At 48.7% G+C, this 25268-nt stretch carries 26 protein-coding genes; 22 read left to right on the top strand and 4 right to left on the bottom strand.

From position 1 onward, the window contains the following. The first annotated feature begins 32 nt into the window (after positions 1-32). Complete coding sequence (locus MUB35_RS02730; protein WP_033143109.1) at positions 33-1022, top strand: AIR synthase family protein; 990 nt, start codon at positions 33-35, stop codon at positions 1020-1022. 55 nt (positions 1023-1077) lie between these two features. After that, complete coding sequence (locus tag MUB35_RS02735) at positions 1078-1578, top strand: tRNA (cytidine(34)-2'-O)-methyltransferase (RefSeq protein ID WP_033143110.1); 501 nt, start codon at positions 1078-1080, stop codon at positions 1576-1578. A 90-nt stretch (positions 1579-1668) separates the two neighbouring features. On the opposite strand, the gene MUB35_RS02740 is transcribed toward MUB35_RS02735, so the two are convergent. From MUB35_RS02740 to MUB35_RS02750, 3 genes are read right to left on the bottom strand one after another with little or no spacing between them, the layout of a single operon-like run. Continuing rightward, on the bottom strand, positions 1669-3090 hold the full coding sequence (locus MUB35_RS02740) for a sensor histidine kinase (protein ID WP_103732984.1): 1422 nt from the start codon (positions 3088-3090) through the stop codon (positions 1669-1671). Then, entirely contained in the window at positions 3087-3791 is a 705-nt protein-coding gene (locus MUB35_RS02745) for a response regulator transcription factor (protein WP_018592951.1), read from the bottom strand. Before MUB35_RS02745 ends, MUB35_RS02740 begins: the two co-directional genes overlap by 4 nt. Positions 3792-3808: 17 nt before the next feature. After that, positions 3809-6187: an endonuclease MutS2 gene (locus MUB35_RS02750; protein ID WP_227211834.1), complete on the bottom strand. Its 2379-nt coding sequence runs from the start codon at positions 6185-6187 to the stop codon at positions 3809-3811. Positions 6188-6411: 224 nt separating this feature from the next. Here MUB35_RS02750 and MUB35_RS02755 point away from each other — a divergent pair, with 224 nt between their 5' ends. The 9 genes from MUB35_RS02755 to zwf all read left to right on the top strand — a co-directional run bounded on the left by MUB35_RS02755 (position 6412) and on the right by zwf (position 16103). After that, a complete protein-coding gene (locus MUB35_RS02755) occupies positions 6412-7755 on the top strand; it encodes a S1C family serine protease (protein ID WP_033143112.1) in 1344 nt (447 codons plus the stop codon). Between the two features lie 75 nt (positions 7756-7830). Further along, complete coding sequence (locus MUB35_RS02760) at positions 7831-8781, top strand: 3'-5' exoribonuclease YhaM family protein (protein WP_103732993.1); 951 nt, start codon at positions 7831-7833, stop codon at positions 8779-8781. Between the two features lie 117 nt (positions 8782-8898). Further along, positions 8899-10266: a 23S rRNA (uracil(1939)-C(5))-methyltransferase RlmD gene (gene rlmD, locus MUB35_RS02765; RefSeq protein ID WP_148392378.1), complete on the top strand. Its 1368-nt coding sequence runs from the start codon at positions 8899-8901 to the stop codon at positions 10264-10266. Continuing rightward, a complete protein-coding gene (locus tag MUB35_RS30980; RefSeq protein WP_412241364.1) occupies positions 10226-10669 on the top strand; it encodes an FtsX-like permease family protein in 444 nt (147 codons plus the stop codon). Before rlmD ends, MUB35_RS30980 begins: the two co-directional genes overlap by 41 nt. 210 nt (positions 10670-10879) lie before the next feature. After that, positions 10880-11236, top strand: a complete 357-nt coding sequence (locus MUB35_RS02770; protein WP_244805733.1) for a molecular chaperone Hsp90 — start codon at positions 10880-10882, stop codon at positions 11234-11236. Between the two features lie 332 nt (positions 11237-11568). Further along, a complete protein-coding gene (gene rpiA, locus MUB35_RS02775) occupies positions 11569-12264 on the top strand; it encodes a ribose-5-phosphate isomerase RpiA (RefSeq protein ID WP_148392372.1) in 696 nt (231 codons plus the stop codon). Between the two features lie 29 nt (positions 12265-12293). Then, a complete protein-coding gene (locus tag MUB35_RS02780; protein WP_244805734.1) occupies positions 12294-13271 on the top strand; it encodes a beta-propeller fold lactonase family protein in 978 nt (325 codons plus the stop codon). An 11-nt stretch (positions 13272-13282) separates the two neighbouring features. Continuing rightward, complete coding sequence (gene gndA, locus MUB35_RS02785; protein WP_244805735.1) at positions 13283-14713, top strand: NADP-dependent phosphogluconate dehydrogenase; 1431 nt, start codon at positions 13283-13285, stop codon at positions 14711-14713. Next, positions 14706-16103, top strand: coding sequence for a glucose-6-phosphate dehydrogenase (gene zwf, locus MUB35_RS02790; RefSeq protein WP_244805809.1), 1398 nt, complete (start codon positions 14706-14708; stop codon positions 16101-16103). Before gndA ends, zwf begins: the two co-directional genes overlap by 8 nt. A 64-nt stretch (positions 16104-16167) precedes the next feature. Here the strand turns inward: zwf and MUB35_RS02795 are convergent, their stop codons facing one another. Continuing rightward, the gene (locus tag MUB35_RS02795) at positions 16168-17913 is read right to left on the bottom strand and encodes an FUSC family protein (protein ID WP_244805736.1); all 1746 of its coding nucleotides are present in this window, start codon (positions 17911-17913) and stop codon (positions 16168-16170) included. Positions 17914-18067: 154 nt separating this feature from the next. Between MUB35_RS02795 and MUB35_RS02800 the strand changes: the two genes are divergently transcribed. The 11 genes from MUB35_RS02800 to MUB35_RS02850 all read left to right on the top strand — a co-directional run bounded on the left by MUB35_RS02800 (position 18068) and on the right by MUB35_RS02850 (position 25170). After that, on the top strand, positions 18068-18514 hold the full coding sequence (locus MUB35_RS02800; RefSeq protein ID WP_033140747.1) for a MarR family winged helix-turn-helix transcriptional regulator: 447 nt from the start codon (positions 18068-18070) through the stop codon (positions 18512-18514). A 109-nt stretch (positions 18515-18623) separates the two neighbouring features. After that, positions 18624-19115: a helix-turn-helix domain-containing protein gene (locus tag MUB35_RS02805; RefSeq protein WP_244805737.1), complete on the top strand. Its 492-nt coding sequence runs from the start codon at positions 18624-18626 to the stop codon at positions 19113-19115. Between the two features lie 123 nt (positions 19116-19238). Continuing rightward, on the top strand, positions 19239-19748 hold the full coding sequence (locus MUB35_RS02810) for an RNA polymerase sigma factor (protein ID WP_033140749.1): 510 nt from the start codon (positions 19239-19241) through the stop codon (positions 19746-19748). Then, complete coding sequence (gene lepB, locus MUB35_RS02815) at positions 19738-20406, top strand: signal peptidase I (protein ID WP_187370572.1); 669 nt, start codon at positions 19738-19740, stop codon at positions 20404-20406. The genes MUB35_RS02810 and lepB overlap by 11 nt, the downstream gene beginning before the upstream one ends. A 9-nt stretch (positions 20407-20415) precedes the next feature. Beyond that, positions 20416-21240, top strand: coding sequence for an ATP-binding cassette domain-containing protein (locus MUB35_RS02820; RefSeq protein ID WP_244805738.1), 825 nt, complete (start codon positions 20416-20418; stop codon positions 21238-21240). After that, positions 21227-21955, top strand: coding sequence for a hypothetical protein (locus MUB35_RS02825; RefSeq protein WP_244805739.1), 729 nt, complete (start codon positions 21227-21229; stop codon positions 21953-21955). Before MUB35_RS02820 ends, MUB35_RS02825 begins: the two co-directional genes overlap by 14 nt. Before the next feature lie 20 nt (positions 21956-21975). Next, the gene (locus tag MUB35_RS02830; protein ID WP_033140752.1) at positions 21976-22506 is read left to right on the top strand and encodes a dihydrofolate reductase family protein; all 531 of its coding nucleotides are present in this window, start codon (positions 21976-21978) and stop codon (positions 22504-22506) included. Between the two features lie 27 nt (positions 22507-22533). Continuing rightward, entirely contained in the window at positions 22534-23094 is a 561-nt protein-coding gene (locus tag MUB35_RS02835) for a DUF3795 domain-containing protein (protein WP_244805740.1), read from the top strand. A gap of 129 nt (positions 23095-23223) precedes the next feature. After that, positions 23224-23943, top strand: a complete 720-nt coding sequence (azlC, locus tag MUB35_RS02840; RefSeq protein WP_103732631.1) for an azaleucine resistance protein AzlC — start codon at positions 23224-23226, stop codon at positions 23941-23943. Then, positions 23940-24266, top strand: a complete 327-nt coding sequence (locus MUB35_RS02845; RefSeq protein WP_278247695.1) for a branched-chain amino acid transporter permease — start codon at positions 23940-23942, stop codon at positions 24264-24266. The genes azlC and MUB35_RS02845 overlap by 4 nt, the downstream gene beginning before the upstream one ends. An 82-nt stretch (positions 24267-24348) precedes the next feature. Beyond that, positions 24349-25170 carry a MerR family transcriptional regulator gene (locus MUB35_RS02850; RefSeq protein ID WP_244805741.1) on the top strand — a complete coding sequence of 274 codons (822 nt, stop codon included), beginning with the start codon at positions 24349-24351 and terminating at the stop codon, positions 25168-25170. Positions 25171-25268 lie beyond the last annotated feature (98 nt).

Genomic DNA, 25268 nt, shown 5'->3' on the forward strand with positions numbered 1-25268 from the left:
TTTTAAGCTGACAGACAGAGAGGACAGGAAACATGAAGATAGGAAAATTACCGGAACCGGTGCTGATCCGTTCCGTTTTAAAAGAAGTACAACATAGAAGGCCGGAGGTCCTGGTTGGTCCTGCGGTTGGCCAGGACTGCGCAGTCCTGGAGCCGGCCAAAGGGGATGTGCTGGTATTCTCCTCCGACCCCATCACCGGTACCATCAAGGATATGGGCAGCCACAGCGTGCATGTCACAGCCAATGACCTGGCAGCTTCAGGGGCAGAGCCTCTGGGGATCATGGTGACCATTCTTCTGACTCCCGAGACAGAGGAGGCACAGTTAAAAGAGATGATGCGCGGCCTGGAGTCAGCCTGTGAAGAGCTGAATATTGAGGTTATGGGGGGACACACAGAGATCACGGATGTGGTGAAGCAGCCGCTCATTTCCATCACAGGTGTGGGCAGGATAAAAAAAGAGGAGGTTCTTACAACCTCCGCCGCCAAACCGGGACAGGATGTTGTCATAACGAAATGGATCGGTCTGGAGGGCACATCCATTGCGGCAAAAGAGAAAGAGAAGAAGCTGCTGGAGCGCTTTGCACCTTCTTTTGTGGAGACAGCAAAGAGGTTTGACCGGTATCTCTCCGTGGTACCGGAGGCAAAAATTGCTAAGGCATGGGGTGTATCAGCCATGCATGATATTACGGAGGGCGGCGTGTTCGGCGCACTCTGGGAGATGGGCAGCGGCTCAGGCACAGGTCTTGATATTGATCTGAAGAAGATACCCATCCGGCAGGAAACTGTGGAGGTGTGTGAGGTACTGGGTCTGAATCCCTATATACTCATGTCCAGCGGTTCTATGCTGATCACAACAGATGACGGATTCGGTCTGGTCAGAAAGCTGGAACAGGCGGGAATCCACGCTGCAGTTGTGGGAAAAGTCACAGACAGTAATGACAGGATCCTCCGAAACGGCGAGGATACCAGATACCTGGACAAACCCCAGAGCGATGAGCTCTATAAAATATATCTTGGATAAAATCCGCAGGCCGGCTGAAATGAAATAAGGTTCTGGAAAAAAGAGGCGTAATGATATGGCAAAATTAAACATTGTACTTTTTGAGCCGGAGATCCCGGCAAATACAGGGAATATCGGAAGAACCTGTGTGGCCACAGGCACCAGGCTGCATCTGATCGAGCCTTTGGGATTTAAATTGAATGAGAAGGCAATCAGACGTGCGGGAATGGATTACTGGAAGGACCTGGATGTGACCACTTATATTAACTATCAGGACTTTCTGGAGCGCAATCCCGGGGCGAAAATTTACATGGCTACAACAAAAGGCCCTCAGACGTATGTGGATGTCCGTTATGAGGAGGACTGTTACATTATGTTCGGCAAGGAAAGTGCCGGTATTCCGGAGGAGATTCTTCTGGACAACCAGGAGACAGCGATCCGTATCCCCATGATCGGTAATATCCGTTCCCTGAATCTGGCCAATTCTGTTGCCATTGTGCTGTATGAGGCGCTGCGGCAGAATCACTTTGATCATATGCAGTTAGAAGGGCATCTGACAAAGTATGACTGGAAGTAAATAGAATATTCCGTGAAAAACGGTGAGAAAACAGAAGACGGCAGACAGACGGTACCGGCCAAAAACCCGGTTCCGGCTGTCTGCCGTTTTTTAATTTTTATTTTCTGTCCCTTTGGAGAGGGTGAAGATAAATTCTGTACCCACACCTTCTGTGCTTATGACATTAATGTGCTGGTTGTGGGAGTTGATGATCTCCTTCACAATGGAGAGACCAAGACCGGTGCCTTTTCTGTCTTTTCCTCTTGAAGGATCTGTCTTGTAGAAACGGTCCCAGATTTTTGGGAGGCTGCTTTTGGGTATGCCGCAGCCTGAGTCCTTGACAGAAACAAATACGGTCTCATGCTTTATGGTGGTCTCCACCTTGATGATGGAATCCGGCGGGCTGAATTTGCTGGCATTGTCAATCAGGTTGTAGAGAACCTGCTGTATTTTACCCATATCCGCGGATACATACAGGGTCTGCCCGGTGAGCAGCAGTTCAATGGAAATGCGTTTTTCACGGCAGATGCCCTCAAAGGCGGCGGCGGTAGTCTTGATGGTATTGTTGATATCAAAGTTTGTATATTCCAGCATTCTGCCCTTTTCGTCCATGTCGTTCAGGGTGAGGAGGCTCTGGGTCAGTTTGTACAGGCGGTCTGTCTCGTACACCACGATGTTCAGATATTTATTCTGAAGCTCAGGCGGAATCGTGCCGTCCAGGATGGCTTCCGTGTAACCTTTGATGGAAGTCAGGGGGGAGCGGAAGTCATGGGATACATTGGAGACAAATTTTCGCTGGTATTCCCCTGTCTTGTCAAGTTCATCGGACATGTAATTCAGGGTCAGAGCCAGATAGCCCATCTCATCCCTTGTGTACACCGGGATATTGTGCTTCAGGTTACCGGAGGCAAACTGATCAGCTCCTGCGATGATCTTCTTCAGCGGGCGGTAGACCATGAAGGAAAATACAGCCAGCATGAGCAGCATGATCAGAAGTAGGATCAGGATCAGAAGATAGATAATATTCATCACATCGTTCTCCTGCTCCTGCAGAATGGACATGGGAAGATGCATGGCCACATATCCCTGAATGGACATTTTCCAGGTGACAGGTACCATGACACTCAGATGATCCTCTGCAAACTGGTCGTAAAAACAGCCGATCTGGTAGTAGGAGCCGCTGGAGTGCCCGGGATTAAAATGCTCTATGGTCCTGGTCTCATCCTCAGAAAAATCATCGGATGTACTCAGGAGAATCTCACCCTGGGGACTGATCAGCCAGATCTCCGCATCCTGATAGATGGACAGGGTTTTCAGGTTCATGGCAACGCTGTCCAGAGTCGCCTGTTCCTGATAGTATTTGGAGGCTCTGTTTTCTGCGATGGAGGAAGCCTCCCGGTATAAATCTCCGCTGTAGACATCCTCCAGATGGTTCTCCACCATGGAGGGGCCTATCATGGAAACTGTGAAGAAACCGATAAACCCCAGAATCAGGAAGAATGCCACAAACTTGATATAAAGCGATTTTTTCATCCGTTTTTGACCTCGAATTTATAGCCGATACCCCATACGGTGCTGATGGACCAGGCGGGGTGGTCCTTTATTTTTTCCCTCAGACGTTTGATATGTACGTCCACGGTTCTTGTGTCCCCGATATACTCATATCCCCAGATATGGTCCAGGAGCTGTTCCCTTGTAAAGACCTGATTGGGGGAGGCAGCCAGGAAATACAGAAGCTCCAGTTCTTTTGGCGGCATATCCACCTGTTTTCCGTAATATACAACAGAATAGTTGGTCAGGTTGATAGCCAGGTCAGGATACTCCACGTATTTGCCTGAGGGCTGGTTTCCCGGAGCCACAGTGGGCTGGTAGCGGCGGAGGACAGCCTTCACCCTTGCAACCAGTTCCTTGGAGTCAAAGGGTTTGATCATATAGTCATCCGCGCCCAGTTCCAGTCCCAGGACCTTGTCGAAAATCTCCCCTTTTGCGGAGAGCATAATGATAGGAACATTGGATTTGTGGCGGATTTCCCGGCAGACCTGATAGCCATCCATGCCGGGAAGCATTAAATCCAGTAAAATGAGGTTAGGGCCGAAGGAGGCAAATGCCTTCAGCGCCTCCTCACCGTCATTGACAATCATGGTGTCAAAGCATTCCTTGGTGAGGTACAGAGAGATAAGCTCTGCAATGTTGTTGTCGTCGTCAACGATCAGTATTTTCTGTTTCGCAGCCATGATATACCCCCTATGGTTTATTTCTTGAATTCTACGATGGTGACTCCGGCGTCCCCTTCGCCGAATTCAGCCAGATGATAGTCCTTTACATATTTCAGGCGTTTGAGGTAGTTGTGGATGCCTTTCCGCAGGGCGCCTGTGCCCTTGCCGTGGACAACGCGGACACTGTTTAAATGTGCCAGGTATGCGTCATCCAGGTATTTATCCAGTTCAGCCACAGCTTCGTCCACGGTCTTGCCAAGCAGATTGATCTCTGTGCTGACTGAGGCGGATTTGTTCATCTTTATCTTGCCAGCGCCTGTTCTCGAAAGTGCCGGGCCGGTGATGACCGGTTCGTCCAGAAGCTGCAGATCGGAAATGTGTACCCTGGAGCGCAGGATGCCCATCTGTACAAAGAGCATGCCCTTGGCATCGGGCTTGGAGCTTACGGTTCCCTTTACATTCATACTCAGAACCTTGACGGAATCGCCCAGGGACAGATCCTGGGGGCGGAGCGTGGATGCTTTTTTGGGAGGTGTCTTAAGCGCCACCTTTTTGCCTGCGGAATCCATTTTTTTACGCAGTTCGGAGCGTCTCTGTTCCAGTTCTTTTGCGGAGAGGGTTTCCTTTCCGGCTTTATTGAAGACTTTCATCGTCTGGTCAGCGTATTCCTTGGCTTCCCGAAGAACACGGTGTGCCTCCTCATTGGCCTCCGCCAGGATGCGCTCTTTCCGCTGTTCCAGTTTATCCTGTTTTTCCTCTAACTGGGCTTTGAGGGCCTTGATCTCCTTTTTGTAGGAGGCAATCTCTTCCCGCTCAGTCTCAATGGTGATGCGGCTCTGTTCCAGGCTGGTCAGTACATCCTCAAAGGATTCGTCCTCCTGGCTGATCTGTTCTCTGGCACGGTCAATGATATATTCCGGCAGTCCCAGCTTGCCTGAAATGGCAAATGCGTTGCTCTTTCCGGGAACACCTATGAGCAGGCGGTAAGTGGGACGCAGGGTCTCCACATCAAATTCACAGGAAGCATTCTCCACGCCGGGGGTGGAGAGGGCATAGACCTTTAATTCACTGTAGTGGGTGGTTGCCATAACGCGCACACCGCGGTCATGGAGGGAGGAGAGAATGGCAATTGCCAGAGCCGCGCCCTCTGTGGGGTCTGTGCCGGCACCCAGCTCATCAAAGAGCACCAGGGAATCTTTATCCGCTTTTTCAATAAAATGCACCACATTGGTCATATGGGAGGAGAAGGTGCTGAGGCTCTGCTCAATGCTCTGTTCATCCCCGATATCCGCGTAAACTTCCTTGAAAACGCTGAGACGGGAATTATCAAAGGCAGGTATATGGAGGCCTGACTGTCCCATCAGGGTCAATAATCCGACGGTCTTTAAGGAGACGGTTTTACCACCCGTGTTTGGACCTGTGACTACCAGCAGATCAAAGGATTCGCCCAGGCGCACATCGATGGGAACCACCTGATGCTTTTCGATAAGCGGGTGGCGGGCCTTCTTGATATCAATGATTCCCTCCCGGTTAAATACCGGTTCTGAGGCATTTTGGGATTTGGCCAGCAGGGCGCGGGCAAAGATGAAATCCAGTTCCACCATAATTTTCAGGTTGTCATCTATAAGTTCCAGATTCCCGGCAGCCAGTTCGCTTAAGTTTGACAGCACGATCTCAATTTCCTGCTGTTCTTTTATTTCCAGTTCCCTCAGGTCGTTGTTCAGCTTTACAACCGCCATGGGTTCCACGAAAATGGTGGAGCCGGTGGAGGACTGGTCATGGATCATGCCGGGGACCTGGCCTTTGTGCTCTGCCTTTACAGGAATACAGTAGCGGCCGTTGCGCATGGTGATCACCGCATCCTGGAGATAGGAGCGGGAACCGCCGTTTACAATGGAATTTAACTGGCTGTGAATCTTGTCATTGGTATTTTTCATGGAGCGGCGCACCTGGCGCAGTCCGGGACTTGCGTCATCAGCAATCTCCTCCTCGGAGAGAATACAGCGCCGGATTTCTGCAGACAGAGGAGTCAGGGGCTGTAAAACCTCAAACATGCCGTCCAGGGAGTCTGTGCGCTCGTCCTCATTCTCTTTTCTGGAGTAGGCTTTGGCACGGTTTGTATTTTCCAGAAGAGAGCAGATGGCCAGCAGTTCGCCGGCGCCTAAGGTACTTCCCACTTCCAGGCGTTTCAGAGAGCCGCGGACATCCTTCACTCCGCCGAAAGACAGGCTGCCCTTCTGATAGATACGGGCCAGAGCATCTGCGGTTTCCTGCTGCATGACCTCAATCTTACCGATCTCATCCAGAGGAGTCAGTTCCCGGCAGAGTGCCTTTCCCATGGAGCAGGTGGCAAAGCTCTCCAGCTGTTCTATGATTTTATAATATTCCAGAGTTCGTAATGCTTTTTCATTCATAAAATTCACCTTTTTAAGTATCTGATTAATATGTCCGGTTCTGTCACGGCATAATTTCGCCATGATACAGATACTCTTATTCTAACGCATATCGGGCGGAAAGAAAAGGGACTTTTTGAGGGCAGCAGGAAATAATTTTCGCCTTCTTCATAAATTGTTCACATATATCTGGTAAAATAATTAAAAGTTTATGGCATCTTTTACAGAGCGGCAGGAGATGTGTTATGGATGATGAAAAAAAAGAAGATTTAAGGCACGAGGATGAAAAGCAGGAACAGGACACCGGAGCAGATAATTACGAGTTCCTGAAAGAGACAATCAAAGAGCGCCCTATTGATAAAAAAAAGCTGGCCAGGCACGCCGGCTTTCTTGCAGCCGGAGGGGTTCTTTTCGGCCTTGCGGCTGCGCTGACCTTTGCCTATGTGGAACCCAAGATAGAGAAAAACGTACAGAGCAAAGAGGTTCCCTATGTAAACATTCCGGGAGACGAAGAGCCGGGAACCCAGGAGGAGCAGAATCCCCAGGACAATGGGCAGTCAGAGCAGCAGGCAGCAGATGAATCCGCTGAGGACAGCCAGGCAGCTCAGGCGGAATCCAGGGAGATCACACTGGATGATTACAAGAACCTGTACACAGAGATTCTGAAGCAGGCGGAAGAGCCAAAGAAGGCCATGGTGACGGTGATCGGCAGCAAGAAGGATGAGGACTGGTTTCAGACACCTTATGAAAACCAGATATCAGGTCTGATCGTTGCGGATAACGGGCAGGAGATGTTTATACTCACAGAGTACAGAATCGTGGAAAATGTGGACCGGATACAGGTGGTATTCTGCGATGGGAGCGTGGTGGATGCCAGGTTCCAGAAAGCGGATAAGAATACGGGATTTGCCATCCTGAAGGTTCCCGTGTCCGACATCTCAGCAGAGACAAAGGAAAAGATCATAACAGCGCCTCTGGGCAATTCATACGGATTAAATCAGGGAGAACCTGTTATTGCAATTGGAAGCCCGATGGGGTATAGTGATTCTATAGCTTATGGAGTGGTGACTTCGACCACCAATTCGGTGTCTAAAGTGGACGCGGAGTACGGCATTCTCACAACCGATATTGTGGGGAGCGGAGACGGAAGCGGGATTCTTGTGAATCTGAAAGGGGAAGTTGTGGGTGTGATAGCCCAGTCTTTCGCCAAGGCCGACACAAAGAATATCATCACCGGTCTGTCCATATCCCAGACAAAGGATCTGATTGAAAATCTGTCCAACAATAAGGATATCGTTTATATGGGAGTCACCGGGCAGACGATCACCTCAGAGATTTCCGAGAAGAAAGGCATCCCCAAAGGTGTCTTCGTAGAAGGTGTGGAGATAGATTCACCGGCCATGCAGGCCGATATCCGCAATGCGGATGTGATCGTGGAGGTCAACAAAGAAAAGGTGGAGACAGTAAAAGGCTATCAGCAGCAGCTAAAATCCTGCAAAGCCGGTTCTGTCATAGAAGTCAAGGCAATGCGCCAGGGAACCGAAGGCTATGTGGAAGTTACTTTTGAAGTGACTTTGGGGGCATTATAAAAAGAAAGGATTCTGTGTGAAACAGACACACAGAACCGGCAGCGGCATGCATTTTACCGCGCCGGTGGTTGAAATATGAGATTTATCAATGAACTGCACGAAGGCGAAAAGTTAGCGGGGATTTATCTGTGCAAACATAAGCAGCCGGCAGTCACAAAAAACGGAAAACCCTATGAAAATGTGATTTTACAGGACAAGACAGGCACCATAGACGCAAAGATCTGGGACCCTAATTCGCTGGGGATTGATGATTTTGATACCTTGGACTATGTGGATGTTGTGGGAGATGTGACCAGCTTCCAGGGATCTCTGCAGGTGAGCATCAAGCGGGCCCGCAAGGCATCTGAGGGAGAATACGAGCCGGGAAATTATCTTCCGGTCAGTGATAAAAGCGTGGAGGCCATGTATGGCGAGCTTCTGAATTTCGTAAGCCGGGTGAAGAATATTTATCTTTCCCGTCTTCTGCACAGCTTTTTTGCGGAAGATGAGGCGTTTATCAGGGCATTCAAGGGGAATTCCGCTGCAAAAACCGTGCATCATGGATTTATCGGTGGACTTTTGGAGCATACTCTGAGTGTAGTGAAGCTCTGCAGCTATTACTGCAGTACATATCCCATTCTCAATGAAGACCTGCTGATCACAGCAGCCATGCTTCATGATATCGGCAAGACCAAAGAACTCAGCCCGTTTCCCATGAATGATTATACGGATGACGGACAGCTTCTGGGACATATTATGATCGGAGCGGAGATGATCCATGATAAAGCCCGGGAAATCCCGGGATTTCCGGAGAAGCTGGAGAGCGAGCTGAAACACTGTATTCTGGCCCACCACGGCGAACTGGAATATGGATCACCGAAAAAACCTGCGCTTGCAGAGGCAGTGGCACTGAACCTTGCGGATAATACGGATGCCAAGATGGAGACATTGACGGAAATCTTCCGTGCAGCAGGGGAAAATAAGGAATGGCTGGGATATAATCGGCTGTTTGAGTCCAATTTGAGAAAAAGCGGCTGTGAAGAATAACAGGAACAGAATATTTAGGTAGAAAAAGGGGAGCGGCAGTCAGCCATAAGGCAGAAGCCACTCCCTTTTTGGACGAAAGCAGACAGTGAAAAGTTTTCGGATGGAAGGAAGATAGAGATGGAATTTAAGAAGAATGATATGGTCACAGTGAAAATAGAAGACATGAGCCATGACGGTTCCGGCATTGGAAAAGCGGACGGGTATACCCTTTTTATCAAAGACGCAGTGATCGGTGACGAGGTGGAAGCCAAGATCATGAAGACAAAAAAGAATTATGGATTTGCCCGCCTCATGAACGTCCTGGTCCCATCCCCTGACCGCACCGAACCAAAATGCCCGAAGGCCAGGGCATGCGGGGGATGTCAGCTTCAGTTTCTCAGCTATGAAAAACAGTTGGAATTCAAGAAAAACAAGGTGGAAGGCAACCTGCGCCGTATCGGAGGCTTCCGGGATTTTTCCATAGAAAAGGTAATGGGAATGGAGAATCCCTGGAGATATAGGAATAAGGCCCAGTTTCCCTTTGGAAAAGACAAAGACGGCAACATTGTGACAGGCTTCTACGCAGGCAGGACCCATGCGATTATTCCAAACAGAAACTGTTATCTGGGGGTGGAGGAAAATGAGGAGATATTAAACCTTATCATCGAATATATGGAAGAAAACCATGTGGAGCCCTACCATGAGGAGACCGGGAAAGGTCTTGTCCGCCATGCACTGATCCGTTATGGTTTTACCACAAAGGAGATCATGGTATGTCTGATCATCAACGGGGACAGCCTTCCGAAAAAGGACAGACTCATTGAGCGGCTTGTAAAAATTCCGGGAATGACCAGCATTACGGCCAATGTGAACAAGAAGCGCAGCAATGTGATCTTAGGGGAGAAGATACTTCCGCTGTGGGGACAGGGATATATTACGGACTACATCGGTAATGTAAAATATCAGATTTCCCCCCTCTCCTTTTACCAGGTCAATCCGGTGCAGACTGTGAAGCTGTATGAGACAGCGCTTGCATACGCAGGCCTTACGGGAAATGAGACAGTCTGGGATCTGTACTGCGGGATTGGGACCATTTCCCTTTTCCTTGCACAGAAGGCTAAGCAGGTGTACGGTGTGGAGATCGTTCCGGCGGCCATAGAGGATGCAGAGAAAAATGCAGAGCTGAACGGAATCGAAAATGCAGAGTTTTATGTGGGGAAAGCAGAGGAGGTTCTGCCTAGGGAATATAAAGAGAAGGGGATTTATGCGGATGTTATCGTGGTGGACCCTCCAAGGAAAGGCTGCGATGAGGAACTGCTGTCAACCATGCTGGCTATGAGACCGGAGCGGATCGTGTATGTGAGCTGCGATTCCTCTACACTGGCAAGGGATCTGAAGATTTTGTGCAGTGAGGAGTATCGGCTTGAGAGGGTGGCGGTTTGTGATATGTTTCCGGCTTCCGTGCATGTGGAAACCGTTTGTTTGCTTTCGCGGAAATCCAGCTGAATTAAAGGCTTTCGGCGTTTACCAGCAGATATATAATTGTGTTTTTCTGTTCGAATGGACAGATATATATTCCCTTGTATCGATCATCAGCCGCATCCGTAAAAAATTTGCTCTTATGCGCTCCGTAGGAATGTCGCAGAAGCAGCTTACAAGGATGATATGCTGCGAAGGACTGATCATTGTTGCGGCCGGATTGGTTTTATCCATTTTGGCAGGCGGTGGTATGGGATTTATTTTGTGCGGATTTTTGAAGCAGGAATTGATGACGTATTTAAAGTATCAATTTCCGGTTGGCATTCTTTTGATCTATTGTATCGTTGTCCTTTTATGCTCACTGGCAATCACTGAAGGAGTATTAAGACGCCAGAGGATATCCCCACAGATAGATCTTTTAAGAGGATGAGGGAGAGGGGCACCAGTTTACGGATGAACCACAGGCAATCTGGATAGTAAGACCAGCGCCGGTGTATTGGGACTGATTCAGAGAACAGGCCATAGGACACAGCAGTAAGGACAGAGTATAAAATAAATATTAAATATTCCCCATACCTTCTATTTGCATCACCTTTATGGTAAAATATAGATATTCCAAAAGAAAGAAGGTATGTCAATTATGGAAAAAGAAGTATTGGATTTTGTTGTTGGGAAAACACACGATTTAATGAATGCGGCATCATGCAGCAGTGAGGCAAAGACAGCAGCTCAGGCCTGGCTGGATGCACTGGGAACGGAAAATGAGGCAGAAGAAACGAAAAAATACATTGCTGAGCTGGAAGCCGATATTATGCCCATTGACGGCTTGATCGCTTTTGCAGAATCAGATGCCGGAGCACAGGTTTTCGGAGCTGATGCTGCGAAGAACGTTGCAGCACACGCGAAAGAGATCAAAGCAGCCGGAGCAAAATACTGTGACTGCCCGGCATGCGCAGCCGCTGAAGCGATTCTCAAAAAGAAGGACATGATGCTTTAAGCTGTGACCGCATTTTAGAGAATTACCGAGGACGGGTAAAACCATCGGGAACATCAGATTGACAGCCAATACATTTTTGACAGCCAATAATTTCAAAGAGCATCAGTCGGAGGCGATTGATGCTCGTTTTTTTTACATTTCTCTTGGAGCCATGCTTTTGTAAATGGACAATATCGTTTACAGGAGCATGGCTTTGTCTATATAAACATAAAAATACATTGACAAATATAACTGTAACAAATATAATTACATTAACAACATAAATTTATCTGACCTCAAAAGCAGCAGAGTGAGATTCATCCATTTGGGGAATAACAAAAAGGGGTGGAAAAATGGATCATAAAAAAGAACAGCAAAAGCAGCAGGCAGCCCGGGCTGCGGCTGATTACATCAAAGAGGGCATGACGATTGGGCTCGGTTCAGGGACGACCTCCCGTTATCTGATCCGGGAAGCAGGGAAAAGGTATGGGCAGGGACTTCACTTTTACGGAATCGCCACATCAAGGGATTCCGAGCAGCTGGCAGCGTCCCTTGGGATACCGCTTCTTGAACCGGAGCAGGCAGGGAAGATCCATCTGGCAATTGACGGCGTGGATGAGATAGACCGGGAGTTCAGAGCGGTCAAAGGAGGCGGCGGTGCTCTTTTGAGGGAGAAGATCATTGCCTCCTGGGCAGAGGAAGTCATCTGGATCATGGATGAGAGCAAGCTGGTGGAACGACTGGGAGCGTTTCCGTTTCCTGTGGAGACCGTTCCTTTTGGTATGCCCTTTGTAAAACGCAGAATCGCAGATATGGGAGCAGTCCCCATCCTGCGCATGGGAGATGGAAAATCGTATTTGACGGACAGCGGAAATTTTATACTGGATGTGCAGTTTGCCGAAAATACGGATATTTCCCAGGCGGCAGAGCAGATCCGCGATATGCCGGGAGTTGTGGAGACCGGGTACTTTGGACAGATGTGCAGCCGTATTGCGGCAGGTACTTCATCAGGGGTCAAAGTCATGGAAAACCCGCATAGAGCAGTTTAGGAAGAACAGCAGGTCAGGAGGCGGAAGACATGGGAATCACAAATGGATTTATAGGCACATATGCTTCTGAAAACAGCAGGGGCGTATACCGGTTTACATTCGACACAGACAGCGGGGCGTTAGGACAGCCGGAACTGTTCTATGAGGCAGGGGATGCGAAATGGGTTTCTCTGTACAAGAACACCATGGCAGTTCCCGTGGCAAAGGATAAGGCAGCAGGCACCTGTCTTTTAGACATATCAGAGGGGAAAGCGAAGGTTCTGGGAGAGGTTTTGGGGGAGACGCATACGCCCTGCTATATCCTTCAGGATGAAACTTACGTGTATACCGCAAACTATCATGAGGGTCTTGTCATGATATATGAAAAAAGGTTCGGGGAAAAGGATGCACTGTGTCCGGTAAAGAAGATTGCCATAGCACCCTTGGCAGGCTGCCATCAGATTTTATTTCATGGGCCGCTTATGCTTGTTCCCTGTCTGACACAAAACAGAATCCTGTACTTTGACAGAAAAAGGAATTTTGAAAAGGCCGGAGAGCTGCTTTTCCCGGAAAAGAGCGGACCCAGGCACGGGATATTTAACAGGACCCACAGTAGATTCTGGGTCGTCGGCGAGTGGAGCAATGAAGTATATTCCTTTGCGGTGAGGGAAGACAAGTTTCAGCTCCTGGAGGCGTTTCCCCTTCTTAAGAAGGAGGCAGGTGCGGCTGCGGCTGTCCGCTTATCTGGCGATGAACGTTTTCTGTATATCTCTCTGCGGAGAACCAATCAGATTGCTGTATTGTATGTGGGCGGGGAACGTATGGAACTGGTGGAGCGCGTTTCCAGCCAGGGAGAACATCCCCGGGATTTTATCCTCAGTGAGGACGGACAGTTTCTACTGGCAGTAAACAGGAACCGGGGTGGTCTTGTCAGTATGAAAAGGGACCTGAAAAGCGGAAAAATTGTAAAAATAACAGGACAGGCGGAAATTCCGGAAGGGGTTTCTGTAATACTGGAGGAAATATAAGGAGGCACACCATGCGGAAAACAGATATAGGAATCATAGGCCTGGCAGTGATGGGCAGAAGCCTGGCGCTGAACATGGCGGATCACGGCTTTCAAGTAGGAGGCTATAACAGAAGTAAAGAGGTGACAGAAGCTGTCATAAAGGAACATCCCCATAAAAATCTCATCCCATTTTATACTCTGGAAGATCTGGTGGGATCACAGGAACGCCCCAGAAAATTCATGATGATGGTAAAAGCGGGCAGACCTGTGGACGCAGTGATCGCCCAGTTGGAGCCTCTTCTGGAAGAAGGGGATATTCTCATTGACGGTGGAAATTCTTTTTTTGAAGACACCAGAAGACGAACAGAAGCACTTGGAAAAAAGGGCATCCACTATTTCGGCGTTGGTGTTTCCGGCGGGGAAAAGGGCGCGCGTTTCGGTCCGTCCATTATGCCGGGGGGGAATGCCCGGGCTTACCGGGAGATCGCGCCCATTCTGGAGGCGATTGCCGCAAAGGCCCAGGGTGAGCCCTGCTGCGCATACATGGGACCGGACGGTGCAGGCCATTATGTGAAAATGGTGCACAACGGAATCGAGTACGCGGATATGCAGCTCATCGCAGAGGCTTACCTGCTCTTAAAATACGCAGGCGGGTTTAACAATCAGGAGCTGGCAGAGGAATTTTCAAAATGGAATAAAGGAGAATTAAAAAGTTTCCTTATCGGCATTACAGCGGGCATCTTCGGGGAGGCAGACGATTTTTCAGAGGGACAGCTTGTGGATTACATTGTGGACAGTGCCGGGCAGAAAGGCACCGGAAGGTGGACAAGTCTGGAATCCCTGAAACAGGGCGTGAATGTGTCCATGATCACCGCGGCCTGCAATGCAAGGATTATGTCAAACCGGCTGGAACAGCGCGCCGAGGCGAAAAAAGTCATCCCGGGTCCCAAAATTACGGAGGCGGTGCCAAAAACAGACTCCCGCAAGGAGACATTTGCAAATCTGGTCAGGGAAGGGCTTTATGCGGCCAAGATCGTGGCCTATGCACAGGGATTTGATCTGCTCTTTCATGCCTCCGCGGAATACGGATGGAATCTGGATTTCGGAAGGATCGCGGCTATATTCCGTGCCGGCTGTATTATCCAGGCAGAGTTTTTAAATGACATCACAAGAGCATTTGAGAAGAATCCGAAACTTAACAACCTGATCCTGGATGAATTTTTCCTGGATAAGATTAGCAGAAACCAGGAGAGCCTGCGAAAAGTGCTTTCCTGCGGTATCCTGTCAGGCATTCCCATGCCGGCCATGAGCCAGGCCGCTGCTTATCTGGATGCATTCCGGGGAATGCCCGTGGGGGCCAATCTGATTCAGGCACAGAGGGACTGTTTTGGTGCCCATACCTATGAGCGGACTGACAGGGAAGGCACTTTCCACCATGAATGGGGGCAGGGATATGAATAAAAAACTTACGTTTACTATTTTCGGAGGGACCGGTGATCTGACGTTTCGAAAATTGCTTCCGGCACTCTACAATATGTCGGTTTCCAATAAAACAGAATCCGTGGGACAGGTGATCATCATCGGCAGAAGGGACTATACCAGTGAGCAGTACCGGATGATTGCCAGGGACTGGGTGGAAAAGTTTGCCCGCCTTCCCTACACGGAGCAGGATTATGACAGGCTGGCAGCAGGGATTTTCTACTATAAAATGGACTTTACAGATGAGGAGGCCTATGCACAGCTCAATGCATTTTATAAAGAGATGGAGGCAGGCAGCCATATTTTCTATTTTGCAGTAGCACCCAGATTTTTCTCTTCCATTGTGACAGGGCTTGTCCATGTGGAGCATGCCTGCCGGGGAAAAGTGGTGCTGGAGAAGCCCTTCGGTGAAAATCTGGCGGCAGCAAAAGAGCTGAACGAGAAAATGGAGCATTTCTTCCATCCGGATCATATTTACCGGATCGATCATTATCTGGGAAAGGAAATGGTGCGGAATATACAGACCATACGGTTTGCCAACCCTATCTTTTCAGGTGTGTGGGATGCAGAGCACATAGAATGCATACAGATTTCAGCCCTGGAGGAAGTGGGCGTGGAGACCAGGGGCGGATACTATGACCACAGCGGAGCCATGAAGGATATGGTGCAGAATCATCTGTTTCAGATACTTTCCATTGTAGCCATGGAACAGCCCGGGGAACTGATGCTGGCAGGAGAGGAGATGCACAGGGAACAGATCCGTGTGCTGTCCTCCCTGCATACGCCGGAAAATATCGAGGACAGTCTGGTCCTGGGGCAGTACAGGGGATACCGGGAAGAGAAAGCAGTGGCAGAGGATTCCGTGACCGAGACCTATGCTGCCCTGAAGGTCTTTCTGGATAATGACAGATGGAGGGGCATGCCTTTTTACATCCGTACCGGAAAGAAGCTGGGACATCGGGAGATGCAGGTCCTTGTGGTCTTTAAATCCGCCGCGCCTCAGGTGGAGTCTAATATTTTGAACATTAAGATACAGCCCACAGAGGGCGTTTATCTGCAGTTCAATATTAAAAAGCCCGGCGAGGAGGATGAGATTGCCCAGGCAAAAATGGATTTCTGCCAGAGCTGTTCCTTCATCAACCAGATGAACACACCGGAAGCATATGAGAGGCTGCTGGGTGCCTGTGTCAGAGGAGAGCGGTTCTGGTTCTCCCAGTGGGATCAGATCGAGGCGAGCTGGAAATATGTAGATGACATACGGAAGAGGTATCATGAAAAGAATCTTCCCGTCTATGAATATGAACCGGGGACTTATGGTCCTGGCGCAGCGGAAAAAATGCCGGAGATGTCAGGGGATTTCTGGCTGGATTGAGAAGTGTCTTTGGAAGCAGGTCTATCCAATATATGATTGGGATATTCATATGTAAAGGCGGCACCTAACTAAGGTGTCCGCCTTCAAATACAGGGGCATTTGTCCGCCCCGCGATCAGTTTTCTGTGAGCCTTTCGTATCTTTTCCTGATACATGGCCAAAAGTCCGGGAAATTCTTTCCACTTTTCCAAATCCGCGTTTTGAGATAATTTTTCTTCCAGCAGATAGGCCTGGATGACCAGATGGTAATAGAGCTGGGAGTCCATGGATTCGGAGCGGCATATTTTATCCAGAAGTTCCGTGACGGATTTATATTTATTCCATAACTGCCTCGTTGCTTTGGCGCGGCTGTAAGGGAGGATAATGCAGTTCAATATATAAGCCGCGGCTGCTCCTGCCAGAATGTAGCCAAGCCGGATCAGGAACATACTGCTCACAGCCTGAAAACCGAAACTGCCCATAAAGACAGCGCCTCCCAGGGCACCTATGGTGGAGCAGGCGAAGGTTTCCCTGTAATCCGTAAAATAAAAGGACAGGTATCCCGAGAGCATCATGGCAGCCGTCCGTCCGGCCGGGGACGGGATCAGAGAATAGATCACAACAGATAAGATACCGCCGGTTATGGTGGCGAGTATACGCTTTTTCATTTTGGCGGGAACATCGTCTGCGTAGGGCAGGGAGACAGAGGCCAGGGTAAACAGAAGCCATTTGCCGTGAGGCAGGCCAAGATACTGTACAAGCAGGGTGGCGCAGGACAAAACAAGCGCGGTACGGAAGGCATAGACGACTCTTACAGGGCTCAGATCAAGCGCTGCCTGCAGACGAACCTTAAAGGAGAGGGCGGTTTTCCTGTAATGTGTTTTGTTCAGCGGGTCAGTCATGTGCAGGAGTCTGTCCTGTGTATACTGCAGGGTGCTGCGGAACAGACGGTCTGTTTTACTGTCTCCGCTGTCAGGAAAATCAGAGAAAACGGGGAGCGTAAGTTTTACGGTATCCCTCTGCAGAAAGGCGCGGAAGGATTTAAGCTGGTCAGAGGTGTACAGCAGAATCGCCGTTTCCCGGTCAGACAGTTTCTCCGGCAGTTCATGGACCAGCATCAGCAGGTGTTCCAGTCCACGTCCCGCGGCGATCATGGAGAAGCTGGCGTCGGACACACACATGACTTTTTTCCTGCGCTCGTATACGGTTCTGCCAAGGCGGCAGAGCTTGCTGCGAATATCCGCAGGATTCGGTTCCTCCTCTGTCTCGCCCAGCCGATTGGCAATGAGTAGAGAGATGTCATCGATCATTTCAGTCAGCACATCTTTTGCAGTCTCCACCACTCTTTTTCTTCCCATGATCCACTGATACAGCATAATAGACACAGCGCCGGCTGCCATACCCAGCATTCTTTTCGGAAGCTGCGGTGCATTTACCGGAGAAATAAATATAAGGAATAAATAAGATAAAATATAAGGAAAATATATATGATTTGAATATTCATATGTAAAAGCATACAAAATTACCAATAATGTGATAAAATTAATGACAAAGGACAGAGGAGCGGGTAATGTGCTGACCCAGAATGCGGCAGCCGCCATCCAGACAAGTACCAGCGCCTGAATGAAAAGATGCCGGAAGGGTGTGGCAGTCAGGTCACGCACCATGGAGGCTGACATCATGATGGTAAAGATGACACCCACAATGGAGTTTTCGGGGCCGAATAAAATTTGAAATATGTTCACATAGAAAATGATGAAGATAAAACTCAGTGTGCTGAAACGAAAGTTATCTTTTATCACATTCGTTATGTTCCGTTTACTTTTTGACATATATGTCTGCGTCTCCTTTTCTGATTCTTTTAACGTGTAAAAACTGCTGTTACAAAATCAATATATATTGTAATGCAAATATGATAGTCATATTTTGTTTACTAATTTATTAGAATAGCACGATTCCATATATTTGTCAACGGGGAGAAAAAGGATGAAGACTGAAAAGATATCGGAACAATTTGTTCAAAATCTGCTGCTTGTGATGCCTAACTGGCATGCCAAGCTGATCAAACCATTTAAGGACACACTGAACCGGGAGATGAGCCTGGAAACCTATTACTGTCTGGAAACCGTGAAGAGGTGCGGTGCCATTACCATGACAAATCTGGCCCGGGAACTGAAGGTGCCCAAGCAGCAGGTCACCAAGCTGATCGACAAGCTGAGTGAATATCAGTTCGTGGAGCGTGTGAGCAATGAGAGGGACAGAAGGTCTGTCCGAATTCAGCTTACGCCGAAGGCCTCCGCTTATCTGGATGAGTATTATCTGAAAAACAGGGTCTTTATACAGATGCTGGAGGAGCAGCTTACAGAAGAGGAGCTGCAGCGGCTGAATGAAGCCGCCCGGGTTCTGAATGAGATACTTCCTAAGCTGAAATAACGGCATTTCCCCTAAATGCAACCGCCGGATGCGGGATTATACACAGGGATTGCTGGCACGCAACTGCCGTGTCTGTTATATTTGGGGAAAGAAAAAGGAGGAACAATAAATGGATATATCAGAAAAAATACTGCAGCTCAGAAAGGCAAAAGGCTTTACCCAGGAGGAACTGGCAGAGAAGCTCAATGTTTCCAGACAGTCCGTTTCCAAATGGGAATCAGGCCAGTCTGTGCCGGAACTGGAGAAACTTGTGACTCTTTGCGAAGTCTTCCAGGTGTCCGCAGATTACCTGTTGAAACCCTCAGAACTGGATCAGCTTTCCATAAAAACGGAGATGCTGGAAAAACAGCAGCAGGAGCTTGCCATGGCGAGCAGGAAAAGGAAAGAGAAACAGTTCTGTATCTGGAGCTGTGTGGGAATCTATCTTACGGCATTTGCACTTTTGGTACTTCTTCGGAATATTTCTTTAGAGAATGATTTTCTTTGGAATATCTTTCCCGGATTTACGCTGCCGTTTATGATACTGGCGGTGGCCACAGCCGCTGCGATCATGGTCTGTCTGCGCCACAGAAACAGGCACGGCGCCGATTCACGGCAGTGATCATTAAGGGATATTTTTACGGGCAGGTTCTGCGGTTCTAACCGAATCGGCAAAACCTGCCTTTTGTGATTTTTTGTAACCATTTTGGAAGAACAGGTACTAATTAGAAGAGGGGGTGGGAATATGCAGGAATTTCAGGAACTGTACGAAAAATATAGCCGGTATGTCTACCACTTTTTGCTGAAACTCACCAACTCCAATGCGGACCTGGCAGATGAACTGACCCAGGAGACCTTTTTTCAGGTATACCTTTCACTTCCGAAATACAAAGGAGATTCCGGTATTCTCACCTGGATCTGCGGAATTGCGAAAAATGTCTGCCGCAGATATTATAAGAAGAATCCTGTCACAGTGGAGTTTTCGGGGATTGAATCTGAGCTTTTAAAGGGTGGTGGATTTCCGGGCATGGAGGAGAAAGCGGAACAGAGGGAGCTGTATACCCGTGCGGTGCAGGAAATCATGGAAATGAAAGGAAAATACAGGGAGGTACTGATTTACCGCCTGTTTTTTGATATGTCCTTTCACGAGATTGCTGAGATCATGGGGATAAAGGAAAATTCAGCGAAAGTGATTTATCACCGGGGGAAAAATATGATCCGCGGTAGAATGGAGGAATATGGGGATGACAGATAAAAGTTTTTGTCCGGCGGTTAAGGATTTGCTGCCCCTCTATGAAGACGGGGCTTTGAGCCGGGAGACAGAGGAACTGGTCAGCGGACATTTGAGGCAGTGCGGGGCGTGCAGGGCGTATTATGAAGAGATGAAGGGAGTGGAGCCCGACCGGGAGGAGGAAACTGAAGAGAGGATGCGGTACCGAAAGATTGCAAAGCGCATCCATCACAGACGCTTAGGGGCCGCAGGTCTTGTCCTTTTGTTATGTATGGGTATTTTTATTGTAACAACCAGCATGTTTCAGAGAGCCATTGTCTCAGGGGACTGCATGGCGCCCACAGTCAGAGACCGGGAGACTTATATCATGAATAAATGGGCGTACAAAACGGGTGCACCATGCCGCAGGGATATCCTTGTATACGAGAGAGACGGAGTTTTCTATATCACCAGAGTAATCGGGCTTCCGGGAGAGCAGGTGGAGTTAAAACAGGGCAGCGTGTACATAGACGGCCGGTTATATGAGGAATCCGGAACGTATCCCGGGGACTGCTCCATGGAGCTGACAGAGCTTGGAGAAAATGAATATTTTGTGCTGGAGGATAATCGGCAGGCGGCAGACGGGAAAAATCATATAATCAGGAAAAGTGACATTGCCGGCAAAGTGATGGTCACACATTGAGGAGGGCAGATGAGAGAAATCATCAAATTGAATCAAATTTCAAAGGTATATAATCATAAACAGATCCTGGATCAGGTCGACCTGTCCATATACGAAGGGCAGTCCATTGCGTTTACGGGGCATAACGGCAGCGGAAAAAGCACCATGCTCAAAATTATCGCCGGGCTTGTAAGACCTTCCGGCGGGAAGGTGGTTTACAGGGAAAAACTGCTGTTTCACTACGTGCCGGAACGTTTTCCGAAGATAAATCTAACGGCATGGCAGTATCTGAAGAGAATGGGGGAGATAGACGGGATACCCGGGAAGGTTTTGGCGGACAGATGCGAAAAATTGTTTGCTGATTTTTTCCTGACCGAGATGGTACATACCCCCATGAAAGATCTGTCAAAGGGTACCTTGCAGAAGATTGGTGTAATACAGGCTCTTCTGCGGAGACCACAGGTGCTGCTGTTGGATGAGCCGCTGTCGGGACAGGATATGGACTCCCAGATGGTATTCATTCAGAAAATGAATGCCCTCAGAGCGGAAAAGGTAACGCTTCTCATGTCCTGCCATGAAAAATATCTGGTTGAAAGTCTGTCGGATACAGTAATGGCTGTGGGACACGGGCAGGTGAATGAGATTGACATAACTGCAGAACTTTGCGCCAAAGAATACATCCTGTGGTTTGAAAGACAGGAAAATGCTTCTTGGCCGGAAGAATACCGGCCGTATATCCAGATAGCGGGAAAGGGCTGCAGAGCAAGGATTCCGGAGCATGAGAGCAGCCGGATGATAGTGGAGATGATCCGGCATGGATGGAAACTGAGGGGGATGAGTGATGCGCAGGTTTAGCGGATTAGTAAAATATCAGATGCAGCAGTATTTCAGCACAAGCAGGTTTGCCATGCCCTTTGCTGTACTTATGATTTTACTGTACAGTATCTATTCCTCCAGACCTGTGGGGGTGGTGGACAGTCTGATGGTGTCCTGCGTATTTTTATTCCTGCTCATGGTGTGGATCGGGGTTACGGCCTGTGACATGGAACATGAGGTTTCAGAACAGATATTGATCCTGCGGGTACAGAGTGCCTGGAAATATTATAGCAGCCATGCATGTTTCCTGGTTCTGATTGGAATGATAAGCAGTGCCATAGCCGTTCTCTTTCCTGTGATCATGGATCTGTGCAGCCGGGGGCAGCTTTTTGAACGGCCGCTTAAGGCGGCTGACCTGCTGTACGGTTTCCCGCTTATGTCCGTAAGTGCCTTTTTGGGAGGCGCGCTGGGAGAAATCTCACATCCCGGATTGAACAGGAACAGGAAAACAGCCATCCTATTTACCTTCCTGCTGGCAGTCACAGCGGTAACAAAGGCAGCCATACTGAAAAATGTTCCGGTGCTGGCTGTTCTTTTATGGGTGGTTCCTCCCATATCGGATGTGACGGCAATGTTCGCGGGGGAATCTTGTTTTTCTGTAAATAAATGCAGTACGGCATTTATTATTCTGCTCATATCTGGTATGATTTGGACAGCAGTAAAAATCATGGGACTGAAGAAAAAAGGATTTTAGGCGGCAGAAAGGAGAGCACTTTGAGGAAAACAGTATTATATATTGCGGAAAGTCTTGATGGGTTCATCGCGGCGCCGGACGGAGGTGTGGGCTGGCTGACAGAGCAGCATCCGGACGGCCTGGAGGAGGGCAGTTACCCGGAATTTATCAGGACCGTGGACACGGTGCTCATGGGATATACAACGTATCACCAGATCGTTACTGAGCTTTCACCGGACAAATGGGCCTATGAGGGGATGCATACCTATGTGTTTACCCATAAGGAGATTCCGGATAAGCCGGGAATCTCTTTCACGGATGAAGCCCCGGAGGATCTTGTGGAGCGCCTGAAGGAGCAGCCGGGAAAGGATATCTGGATCTGCGGAGGAGCAGAGACAGCCGGTCAGTTGATTCGGAAGGACCGAATTGACTGTTACTGGATCACAGTGATTCCCGTGATTTTGGGAAAAGGCATCCGTCTGTTTGACGGGGAGAATCCGGAGCTGCAGCTTCGTCTTATTTCCGCTGAGAGTTATAACGGCATGACGGATCTGGTATACCAGAGGAGATAGGAAGAGGGCAAAAGAGGAGGATATAAGATGAAGGGATTTCAAAGGGAGGACAGGATGTTTTCCCTGTGCGGGCTGAACTGTATGCTGTGTCCGATGCAGATTGGCGGGTACTGCCCCGGCTGCGGAGGCGGCGAAGGAAATCAGTCCTGTGCCATTGCCAGATGCAGTCTGGAGCATGACAAAGTAGAATACTGTCACCAGTGCGGGGAATACCCCTGCAGCAGATATGCCGGGATTGACGAATACGACAGTTTTATCACACACCGCCACATGAAAAGAGATATGCAGAAGGCAGAGGAGGCGGGAAGCAGGGCATACGGGGAAGAGCAGGCAGAGAAAGCGGAGATTTTAAGATATCTTTTGGAGCATTATAATGACGGAAGAAAGAAAAATTTTTACTGTGTGGCAGTGAATCTTCTGGAACTGCAGGATATCAGAAATGTGATGAAGGAAATTGCAGGTATAGAAGGCCTGGATGAGCTTTCGGAAAAAGAGAGAGCTTCCTGTGCGGCAAAACTTTTCCAGGCAGCAGCCGCCAAACAGGGGATAGAATTGAAACTGAAGAAAAAGCCGGCAAAGAAGAAGTGAAAAGCCGGCTTTTTTCTATTTTCATTTATCGCATATTTTGATAAAATGGAACACAGAACACGGGTTTAGCCGGAAAGGGGCGGACAACGTGGAAGAAAGAGACAAGAGATAAGAAGGCAGGAAAAGAAAATGGAAGGAAAGAAAAAGAGAATTCTCCGTGCATTCCGCGCGGCATTTCCCTATACCATCCCTATTTTTGCAGGGTTTTGGTTTGTGGGGCTGACGTATGGTATTTATATGAATGTATCGGGGTTCAGTTTTTGGTACCCTATGATCATGAGCCTGACAATATTTGCAGGCTCCATAGAATTTGTGGTGGTCAACATGCTGCTTGGGGCGTTTAACCCGCTTCAGGCTCTTGTGATGACTCTTATGATAAATGCAAGGCATTTATTTTACGGCATTTCTATGCTGGACAAATACAGGAACACGGGCTGGAAAAAAGGATTTCTGATTTTCGGAATGTGTGACGAGAGCTTTACCATTAACTATACGGCAAAGATACCGGAGGATGTGGATGAGGGCTGGTTTATGTTCTTTGTGACGCTGTTGAATTATCTCTACTGGTTTTCCGGCGCCACTTTGGGAGGTATCTTCGGTTCCCTTCTGAAATTCAATACAGAAGGGCTTGATTTTGTTATGACGGCCATGTTTGTGGTCATCTTTATGGAGCAGTGGCTGAAGGAGAAGAACCATGTCAGTTCCCTTCTGGGGCTTGGCCTGTCTCTTCTGTGCCTGCTGGCGTTCGGGGCGGAGAATTTCATGATCCCTGCCATGCTGGCCATTATCAGCGTGCTGACGCTGCTTAGGAAACCCATTGAGAAAGAAAGCGAGGAAGTTTGCCAATGACTCTTACACAGCAGATCATAACCATAGCCATGGTGGTGCTTGGAACCGTACTCACACGTTTTCTGCCTTTTCTGCTCTTTCCGGCAGGAAAGCCTACCCCGAAATACATACAGTATCTTGGCAAAGTGCTGCCCGCTTCTGTTTTTGGGCTTCTGGTCATTTACTGTCTGAAAAATGTCAGCATTTTCACAGGCAGCCATGGGATACCGGAACTTCTGGCAATCCTGCTGGTGATCGCGCTGCATTTGTGGAAACGGCAGATGCTGTTGTCCATAGCGGGAGGCACTGTGTTTTATATGCTTTTGGTCCAGACTGTTTTTTGAGAAAACGTATTGACTCTCCCACACTGTTACACCCTATACTGTAAGTGAGCTCAGAAATTCACATATGTGAAAGGTGGAAACTATGTTAAAGATTGGAGATTTCTCAAAGCTGTCGAGAATCAGTATCCGCATGCTGCGGCATTACGATGAAACAGGCCTGTTAAAGCCGGGAAAGGTGGATGCGTTTACCGGATACCGGTACTATGAAGAATCCCAGCTTCTGGACGCAGAGCGTATTCAGGTGCTGAAGAATATGGGCTTTGGCCTGTCCGTGATCCGGGAGATCATGGGAAAGTATGCAGACGCGGAGGAGCTTAAGCATTTCCTGGAGATCAAGAGGCAGGAAACCGCGGAACAGGAGCAGATACTGAGGCAGCGGAAACATCTGATCGACAGTACCATTGAATGGATGAGAAAGGATGGAAGCATTATGGGATATGATGTAAGTCTGAAGACGCTGCCGAAACGGTATGTAGCCAGTGTACGTCAGGTCATTCCTGCCTATGAGGAGGAGGGAAGACTGTGGCATATCATGAGGGATGAGACGGCAGATATGGAGCTGCGCTTTGACAGCCCCTGCTATGACATGGCTGTCTTTTATGACGGGGATTATAAGGAGAGCGATGTGGATGTGGAGGTACAGCGGACGGTCATCGGCACATACCGGGATACCGAACATGTAAAATTTAAGACCATGCCCTCAGTGCAGTATGCAGGCGCGGTTTTTCAGGGACGGTATGAAAAGATCACCCGGGTAAACGAAGCTGTGGCCAGGTGGTGCGCGGATAACGGATATGAGTTTAACGGGGTGGGATTTAACATTTACCACGTGGGACCAAAGGATACAGAGAATCCGGAGGAATTTGTGACGGAGGTTTGTTATCCGGTAAAAAAGAAACAGTGACAGGTGATGCGGGAGCTTCCTTTTTGAGGAAGCTCCTTTTGCTTTCCATACAATGGCATTCCATATTAATAATTAATTAATATGCATTCATATTTCCT

It is taken from the genome of Blautia sp. NSJ-175 (assembly GCF_022867815.1).
GTDB lineage: Bacteria > Bacillota > Clostridia > Lachnospirales > Lachnospiraceae > Blautia > Blautia celeris.